Genomic DNA, 13139 nt, shown 5'->3' on the forward strand with positions numbered 1-13139 from the left:
TGGGCGCGGCCGGCTGCTTACTGCTTCGTGAAACGGATCACCGCCGTGTCGACACCTGCATCGGACAGGCGCTGACGGGCCGAGTTCATATCCTCGAATTTCGAGAACGGGCCGACGCGCACGCGGAAATAGGTCACGCCGCTGACATCGCGCTTCGACACCTTCGACTCGAAGCCCTGGAAGCCCAGGCGCGCGCGCTGCTGCTCGGCGTCGCCTTCCGTCTTGTACGCGCCGACCTGCAGGAAGTAGCCGGTGTTCGCGTCGTTCGCGGTCGGCGGCTTCGCTGCCGCGGCGGCCGTGGCCGACGAGGTCGGCTTCGGCGTGTTCGCGGCCAGTTGCTGTTGCTGCTGTTTCTGCGCGGCAGCCTGCTGCGCCTGCTTCTGCGCGGCGAAGCGCGCGAGATCGTCCTCGCCGCCTTGCTGCTGTTGCGGGTGTTGCTGCGCCTGCTGCGTCTGCTGCGTCTTCTTCGGCGGCGGCGTGTTGTCGGCCGGCTTCGGCGCGACGGCGACGCCGTTGCCCGAAGACGCATTGTTCGACGCGGTGGTGTTGCTCGAGCCGGTCGTGCCGTTCGTGTCGCCCGACGGCGGCACTTCGACGATCTGCGGCTCGGGCAGCAGGCCGCCCTGGGTCTGGTTCGCGGCCTGGCCGGGTGCGGTATTGGGCGGCGCGGACTGCGCGGCCTGCGGCACCGGCTGGCCGGGCGTCTTGCCCTGCAGCGCGCGGTTCGGGTCGAACTGCTGCGGCTGGCTCGCGCCGTTGTCGGCGGGCGGCGGCGCGACCTTCGACACGAACGGCGACGGCGAACGCGTGATGTAGAGCGCCACCACCACCGCAATCGCGAGGCCGACGATCAGGCCCAGCACGATTCCAAGAAATGTCCCTCCGGCTTGTTTCGATTGCTTCGAAGTTCGGCGTGGTTGTGCCATTGCTTGAGTCACCTGCAAAAAGAATCGTGAAAAGGTCGCGGAGGGCTATCCGGCGGCCGGGATCCCGACGGCAGCGCCCGCCGCGGCCATTCGCGGCCCGGTTCGGGCCGCTTACATCTTGGCGGGCGCGGACACGCCGAGCACCGCCAGACCATTCTCGAGCACCTGCCGGCTCGCGGCGAGGAGCGCGGCGCGCGCGTTGCGCGGCGCTTCGTCGTCGACCAGCACGCGCTCCGCATTGTAGAACGAGTGGAATTCACCAGCGAGATCGCGCAGGTAGAACGCGACCGCGTGCGGCGCCAGTTCGTTCGCCGCGTGCGTGAGCATGTCCGGATACTCGGCGAGCTTCTGCATCAGCGACACGGCCTGCGGGCTCGTGAGCTGCGACAGGTCGGCGCCCGGCAGTTGCGCCACCTCGACGTTGTAGCGCGACTTCAGTTCGTTGAGCACCGAGCAGATCCGCGCATGCGCGTACTGGACGTAATAGACCGGGTTCTCGTCGTTCTGTTTCAGCGCGAGGTCGATGTCGAACACGAATTCGGTGTCGGCCTTGCGGGAGATCAGGAAGAAACGGACGGCGTCGCGACCGCGCGTGATGGTCGCCTCGTCGATCAGGTCGGGTGCCGCTTCCTGGCCCGGCGCCGCGCCGCCCGACCATTCGATCAGGTCACGGACCGTCACGTAGCTGCCCGCGCGCTTCGACAGCTTCACTTCCTGGCCGTCGCGCATCACGGTGACCATCTTGTGCAGCACGTAGTCGGGATAGCCCTTCGGGATGCCGACGTGCAGGCCTTGCAGGCCCGCGCGCACGCGCGCGATCGTACCGTGGTGGTCGGAGCCCTGGATGTTGATCACCTTCGTGAAGCCGCGCTCCCATTTCGTCACGTGGTACGCGACGTCCGGCACGAAGTACGTGTACGTGCCGTCCGACTTGCGCATCACGCGATCCTTGTCGTCGCCTTCGTCGGTCGTGCGCAGCCACAGCGCGCCGTCCTGCTCGTAGGTCATGCCGGCCTTGATCAGCGCGTCGACCGTCTTCTCGACCCGGCCTTCGCTGTACAGCGACGACTCGAGGTAGTACTGGTCGAATTTCACGCCGAACGCCTGCAGGTCCATGTCCTGCTCGTGACGCAGGTACGCGACCGCGAACTTGCGGATCGCGTCGAGATCGTCGATGTCGCCGGCGCCGGTGACCGGCTCGCCGTCCTTCGCGGCCACCGTCTCGCGGTTCAGGTAGTCGCGTGCGATGTCGGCGATGTATTCGCCGTTGTACGCGGCTTCCGGCCAGCCCGCGTCGCCCGGCTTCAGGCCGCGCGCGCGCGCCTGCGTCGAGATCGCGAGGTTGCCGATCTGCACGCCGGCGTCGTTGTAGTAGAACTCGCGGTGCACCGCGTAGCCCTGGCTCGCGATCACGTTCGCGAGCACGTCGCCGAGCGCTGCCTGGCGGCCGTGGCCGACATGCAGCGGGCCGGTCGGGTTGGCCGACACGAACTCGATCAGCACCTGCTTGCCCTTTTCGCGATCCGACGTGCCGAACGCGCGGCCCTGGTCGAACACGGCGGCGATCACCGCCTGTTTCGCGGCGGCCGTCAGGCGCAGGTTGATGAAGCCGGGGCCGGCGATTTCGGCTGCGTCGACGAGCCCTTGCGCGGCCGGCTGGGCCGTGAGGGCGGCGACGATCTTCTCGGCGAGCTGGCGCGGGTTCGTGCCGAGCGGCTTGGCGAGCTGCATGGCGACGTTGCACGCGACGTCGCCGTGCGCGGCGACCTTCGGGCGCTCCAGCGTGATGGCCGGGGTGACGAATGCCGCGTCGGCGCCTTTCAGCGCGTGTGCGACCTGCGTGACGCTATCCGCGAGCAGGGCTTCGAGGGTCTGTTTGTGTGCTGGCAGCATGCTGGTAGAAGGCTTCGTTGGTGGCGGCCGGAAACGCCGGCCGGCCGGCGCGCTTTTTAAGCGCGCGTTTCAGGGATCGCAGAATTTTAACAGGTGCTAATATGCCGCTCAGGCGCCCCGCGTCCGCGAGGCCGGACGCCGGTCTGCCGGCGTCCCCCCAACTGCGCCGTGCAGGCACAACAAGATGAAAAGGGAATTGTCATGATTACGTTCAAGAGCAAGGCGGCACAGGATCTCGACGTGCTGAAGGATTTCGCCGTGTACGTGCTGGGCCTCGTCGGCAAGCAGCTGGGCGAACGCGGTGTCATTACGCACGACGAACTGGACCACGCGATTGCGAAGCTGGAAGGCGCGGTCGCGCAGGCGAAGCAGGAGCGCGCCGAGCATGCCGGCCATTTCCACGAGGACGAAGACGACCACGCGCACCACGAAGTGCCGCCGAGTCTGGCGCAGCGCGTGGCACCGTTCCTCACGATGCTGCGCGAAGCGAAGGCCGGCCAGGCCGACGTGCACTGGGGCTTCTGAGCTTCGTTGTCCGGCGACGCCGGCCGCAAGATGGGTCCGGCAAGAAAAAGCCCGCGCGATGCGGGCTTTTTATTTGTCTGACGAAAGGGCGACGAGGCCGCCCCGGTCGCGCATCGATCAGAGCTGCGGCGCGAGCGCGCGGCGCGCATCGTCGAGCGACAGCGCCATGCGTCGCGCGTAGTCCTCGAGCTGATCCTGACCGATTTTCCCGACCGAGAAATACGTGCTGTCGGGGTGCGCAAGGTAGAAACCCGACACGCTGGCCGCCGGCAGCATCGCCAGCGAATCGGTCACGCTCATGCCGATCTCGTTCGCCTGCAGCGCGTCGAACATGTCGCGCTTCACGAGGTGGTCGGGGCAGGCCGGGTAGCCGGGCGCCGGGCGGATGCCCGCGTACTTTTCGGCGATCAGCGCATCGTTGTCGAGCGTCTCGCCGCTCGCGTAGCCCCACAGCTCGCGGCGCACGCGCGCGTGCATCGCTTCGGCGAACGCTTCCGCGAAGCGGTCCGCGAGCGCCTTCAGCATGATCGCGCTGTAGTCGTCGTGGTCGGCTTCGAACTGCTTTTCCTTCACGTCCACGCCGAGCCCGGCCGTCACCGCGAACATCCCGATGTAGTCGGCGACACCCGATTCCTTCGGCGCGATGAAGTCGGCGAGCGAGCGGTTCGGGCGCATCACGCCGTCGACCACCGGACGCACGCTCTGCTGGCGCAGGTTGCGCCACGTCATCAGCACTTCCGAGCGCGAGTCGTCGGTGTAGATCTCGATGTCGTCGTCGTTGACCGTGTTCGCGGGCAGCAGCGAGATCACGCCGTTCGCGGTCAGCCAGCGGCCCTGGATCAGGCGCGCGAGCATCGACTTCGCGTCGGAGAACACGCGCCGCGCCGATTCGCCGACGATCTCGTCGTTCAGGATCGCCGGGTACGGGCCCGCGAGATCCCAGGTCTGGAAGAACGGGCCCCAGTCGATGTAGTTCGCGAGCTCGTTCAGGTCGTAGTTCTTGAACACGCGCCGGCCGATGAATTTCGGCTTCACGGGCTGGTAGCCTGCCCAGTCGATCTTCGTCTTGTTCGCGCGCGCCTCGGCGAGCGTGACCATCGGCTGCGCCTTGCGGTTCGCGTGCTGGTCGCGGATCCGTTCGTAATCGGATTTCAGCTCGTCGAGGTACTTCGCCGCGCCTTCGTCCGACAGCAGATTCGACGCGACCGACACCGAGCGCGAGGCGTCCGGCACGTAGACGACCGGGCCTTCGTAGTGCGGCGCGATCTTCACGGCCGTGTGCACGCGCGAGGTCGTTGCGCCGCCGATCAGGAGCGGAATCTTTTTCACGCGGAAGTAGTCGTCGCGCTGCATTTCGGACGCGACGTACGCCATTTCCTCGAGGCTCGGCGTGATGAGGCCCGACAGCCCGATGATGTCCGCGCCCTCGACCTTCGCCTTCGCGAGGATCTCGTTGCACGGGACCATCACGCCCATGTTGACCACTTCGAAGTTGTTGCACTGGAGCACGACCGACACGATGTTCTTGCCGATGTCGTGCACATCGCCCTTCACGGTCGCGATGACGATCTTGCCCTTCGCGCGCACGTCGCCGCCCGCTTCGGCGAGCAGGCGCTTTTCTTCCTCGATGAACGGGATCAGGTGCGCGACGGCCTGCTTCATCACGCGCGCCGACTTCACGACCTGCGGCAGGAACATCTTGCCCTGGCCGAACAGGTCGCCGACGATGTTCATCCCGTCCATCAGCGGGCCTTCGATCACGTTGATCGGGCGGCCGCCGGCCGCGGCGATGGCCGCGCGCGCTTCTTCGGTATCTTCGACGATGAAGTTCGTGATGCCGTGCACGAGCGCGTGCGCGAGGCGCTTCTCGACCGGCTGGTTGCGCCACTCGAGGTTCTCTTCCTTCTTCGCGGCGCCGGTCTTGAACTTGTCGGCGATCTCGAGCAGGCGGTCGGTGGAATCGTCGCGGCGGTTCAGGATCACGTCCTCGACGCGCTCGCGCAGCTCCGGGTCGAGATCGGCGTATACGCCGAGCTGGCCCGCGTTCACGATGCCCATGTCCATGCCCGCCTGGATCGCGTGGTACAGGAACACGGTGTGGATCGCCTCGCGCACCGGGTCGTTGCCGCGGAACGAGAACGACACGTTCGACACGCCGCCGCTCACCTTCGCGTACGGCAGGTTCTGCTTGATCCAGCGGGTCGCCTCGATGAAGTCGACCGCGTAGTTGTTGTGCTCCTCGATGCCGGTCGCGACCGCGAAGATGTTCGGGTCGAAGATGATGTCTTCCGGCGGGAAGCCGACTTCGTTCACGAGGAAGTCGTACGAGCGCTTGCAGATCTCGGTCTTGCGTTCGAACGTATCGGCCTGGCCCTTCTCGTCGAACGCCATCACGACCGCGGCCGCGCCGTAGCGGCGGATCAGGTTCGCGTGGTGACGGAACGCTTCCTCGCCTTCCTTCAGCGAGATCGAGTTCACGATCGCCTTGCCCTGCACGCACTTGAGACCCGCTTCGATGACTTCCCACTTCGACGAGTCGATCATGATCGGCACGCGCGCGATGTCCGGCTCGGATGCGATCAGGTTCAGGAAGCGCACCATCGCCGCCTTCGAATCGAGCATCGCCTCGTCCATGTTGATGTCGATCACCTGCGCGCCGTTCTCGACCTGCTGGCGCGCGACGGCGAGCGCCTCGTCGAACTGGCCGTTGAGGATCATCCGCGCGAATGCCTTCGAGCCGGTGACGTTGGTGCGTTCACCGACGTTGATGAAGAGCGTTCCGGACGTGACGTTGAACGGCTCGAGGCCGGCAAGGCGCATCATGTGATCGGTCATGGCGGTGCGAATTCGTGTGATGTAGGGCGGGCGTTGGGGCGGTCGGTCAGGCGGCGTCGCTGTACTGGCTCGGCCAGCGGCGCGGTTTCACGTCGGCGAGCGCCTTCGCGATTTCGGCGATGTGCTCGGGCGTCGTGCCGCAGCAGCCGCCCGCGAGGTTCACGAGCCCGGCCTGCGCGAATTCCTTCAGGAGGCCCGACGTCACGTCCGGCGTTTCGTCGAAGCCGGTGTCGCTCATCGGGTTCGGCAGGCCCGCGTTCGGGTAGCAGGACACGTAGGTGTCGCACAGCTTCGCGAGCTCGGCGATGTACGGGCGCATCAGCGCCGCGCCGAGCGCGCAGTTCAGGCCGAACGTGAGCGGCTTCGCGTGACGCAGCGAATTCCAGAATGCCTCGACCGTCTGGCCCGACAGGATGCGGCCCGACGCGTCGGTCACGGTGCCCGAGATCATGATCGGCAGGCGCTCGCCGGTGTTCTCGAACAGTTCGTCGAGCGCGAAGAGCGCGGCCTTTGCGTTCAGCGTGTCGAAGATCGTCTCGACGAGGAACAGGTCGACGCCGCCGTCGAGCAGCGCCTTCGCCTGCTGGTAATACGCGTCGCGCAGCTCGTCGAACGTGACGTTGCGCGCGCCCGGGTCGTTGACGTCCGGCGAGATGCTCGCCGTCTTCGGCGTCGGCCCGATCGCGCCGGCGACGAAGCGCGGCTTGTCGGGCGTGGCATAGCGGGCGGCGGATTCGCGCGCGAGCCGCGCCGATTCGACATTCATCTCGACGACGAGGTCTTCCATCCCGTAGTCGGCCTGCGCGACCGTCGTCGCCCCGAACGTGTTGGTTTCGACGATGTCCGCGCCGGCCGCGAAATACTGGTCGTGGATCTCGCTGATGATCTGCGGCTGCGTGAGCGACAGCAGTTCGTTGTTGCCCTTGATGTCGCGCGGGAAATCCTTGAAGCGCTCGCCGCGATACGCGGCTTCGTCGAGCTTGTAGCGCTGGATCATCGTGCCCATTGCGCCGTCGAGGATCAGGATGCGCGATTTCAGCAGCGCGGGCAGGTCGGCGCCGCGCGTGTAGGGCGCGTCGAGCGGGGCGGAAGCGGCGAGAGGGGTCGCGGACATGGCGGAAGAGCGGCGAAGACGGGAAAACCGTCATTGTAGCCGGTGCGCCAGGGCGCCGCCCGGCCCGCGCCAAACGAAAACCCCCGCCCGGCGAACCGGACGGGGGCTTGGATCGGAGTGCTCGCGGCGCCGCCCGAACGCGGCGAATGGCCCGGCGATGCGCCGGGCCTCGGGTCGTCAGTGCAGGACGACGGGCATCATCATCAGACTGTCGAACTGTCCGAGGAATTCGTCCACTTCGTCGAGCGACGGTTCATCCTCGATCAGTTGCTTCACGTGTGCGCGGAATCGCTCGGCGAGCTCGCCGTCGATGAAGATCTCGCGCTGCGCGTTCTTGTCGACGATTTCGTATCCGCCGGCATTCATCAGATGGTGGCCGGCCTGCGGCGCAAATTCGACGACGCAGTAGTTGGGGCTGTTGTAGATCATTTGCATGGCGGCACTCCTCTTCGCAGTGGCATCTGGCCTTGTTGTCCCGTAGGTGGGGCAGGCCTTGCCGGTTTCAAGGGGCTTGCGCTGCACACCCCGTTCTCCCGTTTGCGTGGGGTGTATCGGGTTAGAAGCCGATATCTATCAAACGTTCTTATTGTGATCCGGAATACCGAAATAGTTGTTAAAGAGTGTCATCGGCCATTTTGGCGAGAGCATTAATCGGTCGAAATTGCCGATTGGTCGATCGTCACGGCGCGGGCTGCGATGCTGCCGGCGGCGCAGCCGCTGGCGCGGGCGCCTGCTCCGCGGGCGGCGGTGCGGGCTGTGCCGGCTCCGTGGCCGGTGCGGCGGAGGCCGGCACGCTCGCGGGCGCGTTCGTTGCGTCTCGCGTCGCGCCATCGGCGGGCGCACCGGGCGCGGCGAGCCGGCCGTGCCACAGCAGCTCGATCTGCGAGCCGTTCGGCTCCGTTTGTACGAGCCGCGCGGGCAGCCAGTCGAGCGACGGCGCGAGCCACATGTCGATGCGGCGCGTGTCGCCGTCGCGGCGCGGCAGCCGCATGAAGTGGCGTGCGCGGACGATGCCGGCCTGCGTCTGCACGTCCTCGTCGCCGATCACCGTGATCGGCCACGTCTCGCCGCTGTTGTTGTCGATCACGAAGAACTGCTGCGTGACGCCCGGCTGGTAGGCGGACGGATTGCCGCGCACGAGCCCCGACAGCTGCATCAGCATGCTGAAGCGATCCTGCACGCCGTCGGGCAGCGGCGCGTTGTTCGGCGTGCGCGTGAAGACCACCTGGCGGATTTCGCGGTTGAAGATCGCGATGTCCTCGGGCCGCTTGCCGCGTTTCTCGACATAGCGGTCGGGCGCGACGCCGAATGCGTCGATGCGGCCTTCGCTGCGGTAGGTGAACGGGCCGACGAACGGCACGGGCATGGACACCGACAGGTCGTAGGTGTGGCCGTCGGTGCGCCAGTGGATCGTGCCGATCATGTTCTGCATCCCGTTGTAGAACGTGTCGTACTGCAGGTCGCCGGGCGGCGGCGCCGCGAACTTCACGCCGTGCGTCGCGGGGCCCGGCGTCGCGGCACTGCCGGCATCGCCGGCCGATGCCGCGTGCGTGCCGGATGCGCCTGCCGCGCCGCTCGCGGCTGAGGCGGCTGAGGCAGCGGCCGGCGGCGGCTCGCCTTGCTTGGCCGTCTGCGTCGACGTGAGGACCGGCTCGGGCGACGGTGCAGGTTTCGGCGCAGGCTTCGGTGCGGCGGGGGGCGGCTTCGCCGGCGCTGGCTCGGCCGGGTGTTCGGCCGGCTTCGGCGCGGGCTGGCGCTCGATCGGCCGCGGCTTCAGCAGCTCGATCTGCACCGGTATCTCGGCGGGCGCGGGCGGCGTGAACGCGTCGCGGCTGCGCGCCAGCCACAACGCCGCGAGCGCGTGCAGCACCAGTACGACGACGAGCGCGACGCCCACGCGCAGCCAGTGGCGGGGCAGGGCGTGACGAGGACGGGTGTCGGCAGGCGGCATCGGCGAAACGGAACAGGGTTGGGGCGGTCGCGGCGCGCAGCGCGCGTCACAGCCATCGGACCGCCGGGTGCGCCGCGCGTTCGCGGTACCTCGCGCGGTTGTCACACGCCCCGCGTGTCAGGCGTCGCGCGCGTCCGGACTATAGCCGAGTTCGTAAGACAGTTTCTGCGCGCATGCGCGCAGCGCGGTGTCCATCTCGCCGCCCCACGCGATGTCGAACATGCCTTCCTGGCCGAGCGCGACGATCGCGAGCGCGAGTTCGCCGACCGCATCGAACACCGGCATGCAGAACGCATGGATCGTCGGCAGCAGCATCCCTTCGACGCGTGCTGCCTGATGCGCGCGCACGTCGGCGAGCACCGCCTCGACCTCGTCGAGCGTGCGCGGGCCGCCGTGATGCGGCGAGCGGCGCGTATCGGCGAGCTCGCGTTCGAGCATCGCCGCGGTCTTGCTGCGCGGCAGGTACGCGGCGAACAGCAGGCCCGTCGCGGAGCCGAGCAGCGGCATCACGTCGCCGAGCTTCAGCGACGCCTTCGCGGGATGGCTCGATTCCATCCAGTGCACGATCGTCGGCCCCTGGTTGCCCCACACCGCGATGCCGACCGTCTGGTCGACGCGGTCGCGCAACTCGGTCAGCGCGATCCGCGCGAGCTTCACGCCGTCGACGCGCGCGAGCCGCGCGAGCCCCATCTGCAGCGCGAAGCCGCCGAGTTCGTAGCGGCCCGACACGGGATCCTGCGACACGACGCCGAGCCGCGAGAAGCTGACCAGATAGCGGTGCGCCTTCGCCGGGCTCATGCCCGCGCGCTGCGCGAGATCGCGCAGCATCATCGCGCGCGGCTCGCTCGTCAGCACGTCGAGCAGGCGGAAGCCGACCTCGATCGACTGGATGCCGGAGCGGATCTTCTCGCCGCCTTCGCCATGCTCGCCGGAGCCGGTGTCGTCGGTGTCGGAATCGGCGAGATCGTCGTCGGGAAGCGGGCTGGCGGGCATGGGCAACGGGGCGCGGCAAGGCGGCAAGAGTCGGAACGAAAACGGCGTGCACGATCGTGGCGCGCCGCGCGGATTCACCATCGTAAAATAGATTCCCTCCATCGTCACTACAACGGCAGATACCCCATGAAACTTGCATCGCTGAAGGACGGCACGCGCGACGGCCAGCTGATCGTCGTGTCGCGCGACCTGCACACCGCGGCGATCGCCGATGCGATCGCACCGACGCTGCAGCGCGTCCTCGACGACTGGGCGTTCTACGCACCGCAGCTGCGCGACCTGTACGACGCGCTGAACCACGGCCGCGCGCGCAACGCGTTCGCGTTCGACCCGGCGAACTGCATGGCGCCGCTGCCGCGCGCGTTCCAGTGGGCCGACGGCTCCGCGTACGTGAACCACGTCGAGCTCGTGCGCCGCGCGCGCGGCGCCGAGATGCCGCCGGAGTTCTGGACCGATCCGCTGATGTACCAGGGCGGCAGCGACGATTTCCTCGGCGCGCGCGACGACATCGTGTGCCCGTCCGAGGCGTGGGGCATCGACTTCGAGGCCGAGGTCGCGGTGATCACCGGCGACGTGCCGATGAGCGCATCGCCCGACGACGCGCTGAAGGCCGTGCGGCTGGTCACGCTCGTGAACGACGTGTCGCTGCGCAACCTGATTCCGGCCGAACTCGCGAAGGGCTTCGGTTTCTTCCAGAGCAAGCCGGCCACCGCATTCGCACCGGTCGCGGTGACGCCCGACGAACTCGGCGACGAATGGCGCGAAGGCCGCGTGCACCGGCCGATGATCGTCCACTGGAACGGCAGGAAGGTCGGCCAGCCCGACGCGGGCACCGACATGGTGTTCCACTTCGGCCAGCTGATCGCGCATGCGGCGAAGACGCGCAACCTGCGTGCCGGCTCGATCGTCGGCTCGGGCACGGTGTCGAACAAGGACGCGAAGCGCGGCTACTGCTGCATCGCCGAGAAGCGCTGCCTCGAGACGATCGAGCACGGCGCGCCGCAGACCGAATTCATGCGCTACGGCGACACCGTGCGCATCGAAATGTTCGACGCGGCCGGCAAGTCGATCTTCGGTGCGATCGAGCAGGCGGTCGCCCCGCCCGACGGCGCGGCCTGACGTCTGCGCGAAACCCGGCCACGGCCCGCGCGCCGGGTTTCGCCTGATGTTTGCCCGCGCGGGCTTGGCTACACTCGATTCAGGCGCCTCGCAAGGAGCAGCAAATGGCCGATCTCGCCGCATACGGCGGTTATGAAGCACTGAAGGTGACGCGCCGCGATCATGGCGTGCTCGACATCGTGATGAGCGGCGAGGGCGCCAACCGCAGCGGCCTCGCGACCGCGAACGCGCGCATGCATCGCGAGCTCGCCGACATCTGGCGCGACGTCGACCGCGATCCCGACACGCGCGTCGCGGTGATCCGTGGCGAGGGCAAGGGTTTTTCGGCGGGCGGCGATCTCGCGCTCGTCGAGGCGATGGCGAACGACTTCGACGTGCGCGCCCGCGTGTGGCGGGAGGCGCGTGACCTCGTCTACAACGTGATCAACTGCAGCAAGCCGATCGTGTCCGCGATGCACGGCCCGGCCGTCGGCGCGGGGCTCGTCGCCGGGCTGCTCTCCGACATCTCGATCGCCGCGAAGGATGCGCGCATCATCGACGGCCATACGCGGCTCGGCGTCGCGGCCGGCGATCACGCGGCGATCGTGTGGCCGCTGTTGTGCGGGATGGCGAAGGCGAAGTATTACCTGCTGCTGTGCGAACCGGTGAGCGGCGAGGAGGCCGAGCGGATCGGCCTCGTGTCGCTCGCGGTCGAGCCGGCGGACCTGCTGCCGAAGGCGTACGAGGTCGCGGAGCGGCTCGCGCACGGATCCCAGTCGGCGATCCGCTGGACCAAGTACGCGCTGAACAACTGGCTGCGCAGCGCCGGGCCGACCTTCGATACGTCGCTCGCGCTCGAATTCATGGGCTTCTCGGGGCCCGACGTACAGGAGGGCATCCGCTCGCTGCGCGAGCGGCGCCCGCCCGACTTCCCCGGCGACGCACCGTTCTGACGCGCGTTATGATCGGACCCAGGGCGGCCGCACGACTCGTGCCGACCGCATCGCCCACCCAGTCAACCAGGATGCCCGTATGACGACCGATGCCCCCGGCTCCAATCCTTTCGCCGGCTTTGCCGGTTTCAAGCCTGCCGACATGCTCGACCGGATGTGGGACATGATGCGGATGTCGCCGTTCGGCGGGCTGGCGTCGTTTCCCGGCGCCGCGTCGGGGCTGCCGCCGTCGCTGTCGAGCATGTCCGACATGATGGCGCCGCTCACGAGCGTCGAGGAGCTCGACAAGCGAATCACCGATCTGCGCGCGGTCGAGCAGTGGCTCAAGCTCAATCTCGGCATGCTGCAGTCCGCGATCCAGGCGCTCGAGGTGCAGCGCGCGACGCTCGCGACGCTGCGTGCGTTCGGCGCGTTCGCGCAAAGCTCGATGTCGGCGGCCGAGGAAGCGGCGGTCGCGGCCGCGCAGGCGGCGTCCGCGCCGCGCGCCGATGCGCCGCAAGCGCCGGATGCCGCTGCCGCGGCTGACGCACCGCCGGCAGGCGACGCCGCGCAGCAGGCGTTCGATCCGGCCGGCTGGTGGAACCTGCTGCAGGCGCAGTTCAACCAGCTCGCGAGCCTTGCGATGACGCAGCCGGGCACGCAGCCCGCGGAGCCGGGCGCCGCGCCGTCCGGGCAGAGCGCATCGACGGCGCGGGCGGAACAGCCCGCACCGGCCGCGGCCGCCGCGCCGCGCAAGCCGGCCGCGAAGCGTGCGAAGCCGGCAGGATCGGCCGCGGCGCGCGCGGCGGCCGCCTCGTCGCCCGAAACGCGTCCGCCGAAGCGCTCGACGTGACGCGAACCGGATAGCAGGT

General features: G+C 68.2%; 11 protein-coding genes. 4 read left to right on the forward strand and 7 right to left on the reverse strand.

What is annotated here, in order from left to right; all coding sequences use genetic code 11:
• Positions 1-17: 17 nt before the first annotated feature.
• Both WS75_RS17025 and argS read right to left on the reverse strand, forming a co-directional pair.
• Complete coding sequence (locus tag WS75_RS17025; protein WP_059681558.1) at positions 18-926, reverse strand: SPOR domain-containing protein; 909 nt, start codon at positions 924-926, stop codon at positions 18-20.
• Positions 927-1037: 111 nt separating this feature from the next.
• Complete coding sequence (gene argS, locus WS75_RS17030) at positions 1038-2819, reverse strand: arginine--tRNA ligase (RefSeq protein ID WP_059681560.1); 1782 nt, start codon at positions 2817-2819, stop codon at positions 1038-1040.
• A 201-nt stretch (positions 2820-3020) separates the two neighbouring features.
• Here argS and WS75_RS17035 point away from each other — a divergent pair, with 201 nt between their 5' ends.
• A complete protein-coding gene (locus tag WS75_RS17035) occupies positions 3021-3344 on the forward strand; it encodes a DUF1840 domain-containing protein (RefSeq protein WP_044846191.1) in 324 nt (107 codons plus the stop codon).
• A 117-nt stretch (positions 3345-3461) separates the two neighbouring features.
• Here the strand turns inward: WS75_RS17035 and metH are convergent, their stop codons facing one another.
• The 5 genes from metH to WS75_RS17060 form a co-directional block, all read right to left on the reverse strand.
• Entirely contained in the window at positions 3462-6179 is a 2718-nt protein-coding gene (gene metH / locus WS75_RS17040) for a methionine synthase (protein WP_059681563.1), read from the reverse strand.
• A 46-nt stretch (positions 6180-6225) separates the two neighbouring features.
• Positions 6226-7293 (reverse strand): homocysteine S-methyltransferase family protein, encoded by a 1068-nt coding sequence (locus tag WS75_RS17045; protein WP_059600019.1) that lies wholly within the window; start codon positions 7291-7293, stop codon positions 6226-6228.
• Positions 7294-7470: 177 nt separating this feature from the next.
• Positions 7471-7728 carry a BTH_I0359 family protein gene (locus WS75_RS17050; protein WP_006477667.1) on the reverse strand — a complete coding sequence of 86 codons (258 nt, stop codon included), beginning with the start codon at positions 7726-7728 and terminating at the stop codon, positions 7471-7473.
• Positions 7729-7972: 244 nt separating this feature from the next.
• A complete protein-coding gene (locus WS75_RS17055; protein ID WP_059681564.1) occupies positions 7973-9244 on the reverse strand; it encodes a DUF3108 domain-containing protein in 1272 nt (423 codons plus the stop codon).
• Between the two features lie 117 nt (positions 9245-9361).
• Positions 9362-10237 carry an IclR family transcriptional regulator gene (locus WS75_RS17060; protein ID WP_059681566.1) on the reverse strand — a complete coding sequence of 292 codons (876 nt, stop codon included), beginning with the start codon at positions 10235-10237 and terminating at the stop codon, positions 9362-9364.
• Between the two features lie 126 nt (positions 10238-10363).
• On the opposite strand from WS75_RS17060, the gene WS75_RS17065 reads away from it, so the two are divergent.
• The 3 genes from WS75_RS17065 (at position 10364) to WS75_RS17075 (ending at position 13120) form a co-directional block, all read left to right on the forward strand.
• Positions 10364-11356 carry a fumarylacetoacetate hydrolase family protein gene (locus tag WS75_RS17065; RefSeq protein ID WP_059681568.1) on the forward strand — a complete coding sequence of 331 codons (993 nt, stop codon included), beginning with the start codon at positions 10364-10366 and terminating at the stop codon, positions 11354-11356.
• 104 nt (positions 11357-11460) lie between these two features.
• The gene (locus WS75_RS17070; RefSeq protein WP_059681570.1) at positions 11461-12288 is read left to right on the forward strand and encodes an enoyl-CoA hydratase/isomerase family protein; all 828 of its coding nucleotides are present in this window, start codon (positions 11461-11463) and stop codon (positions 12286-12288) included.
• A gap of 79 nt (positions 12289-12367) precedes the next feature.
• Complete coding sequence (locus WS75_RS17075) at positions 12368-13120, forward strand: PhaM family polyhydroxyalkanoate granule multifunctional regulatory protein (protein ID WP_059681572.1); 753 nt, start codon at positions 12368-12370, stop codon at positions 13118-13120.
• Positions 13121-13139 lie beyond the last annotated feature (19 nt).

Source organism: Burkholderia sp. FL-7-2-10-S1-D7, from assembly GCF_001524185.1.
Lineage (GTDB): Bacteria > Pseudomonadota > Gammaproteobacteria > Burkholderiales > Burkholderiaceae > Burkholderia > Burkholderia diffusa.

Coding starts and splice junctions, on each gene's coding strand:
- WS75_RS17025 (WP_059681558.1), bottom strand. CDS start 926: ATGGCACAACCACGCCGAACTTCGAAGCAATCGAAACAAGCCGGAGGG.
- argS (WP_059681560.1), bottom strand. CDS start 2,819: ATGCTGCCAGCACACAAACAGACCCTCGAAGCCCTGCTCGCGGATAGC.
- WS75_RS17035 (WP_044846191.1), top strand. CDS start 3,021: ATGATTACGTTCAAGAGCAAGGCGGCACAGGATCTCGACGTGCTGAAG.
- metH (WP_059681563.1), bottom strand. CDS start 6,179: ATGACCGATCACATGATGCGCCTTGCCGGCCTCGAGCCGTTCAACGTC.
- WS75_RS17045 (WP_059600019.1), bottom strand. CDS start 7,293: ATGTCCGCGACCCCTCTCGCCGCTTCCGCCCCGCTCGACGCGCCCTAC.
- WS75_RS17050 (WP_006477667.1), bottom strand. CDS start 7,728: ATGCAAATGATCTACAACAGCCCCAACTACTGCGTCGTCGAATTTGCG.
- WS75_RS17055 (WP_059681564.1), bottom strand. CDS start 9,244: ATGCCGCCTGCCGACACCCGTCCTCGTCACGCCCTGCCCCGCCACTGG.
- WS75_RS17060 (WP_059681566.1), bottom strand. CDS start 10,237: ATGCCCGCCAGCCCGCTTCCCGACGACGATCTCGCCGATTCCGACACC.
- WS75_RS17065 (WP_059681568.1), top strand. CDS start 10,364: ATGAAACTTGCATCGCTGAAGGACGGCACGCGCGACGGCCAGCTGATC.
- WS75_RS17070 (WP_059681570.1), top strand. CDS start 11,461: ATGGCCGATCTCGCCGCATACGGCGGTTATGAAGCACTGAAGGTGACG.
- WS75_RS17075 (WP_059681572.1), top strand. CDS start 12,368: ATGACGACCGATGCCCCCGGCTCCAATCCTTTCGCCGGCTTTGCCGGT.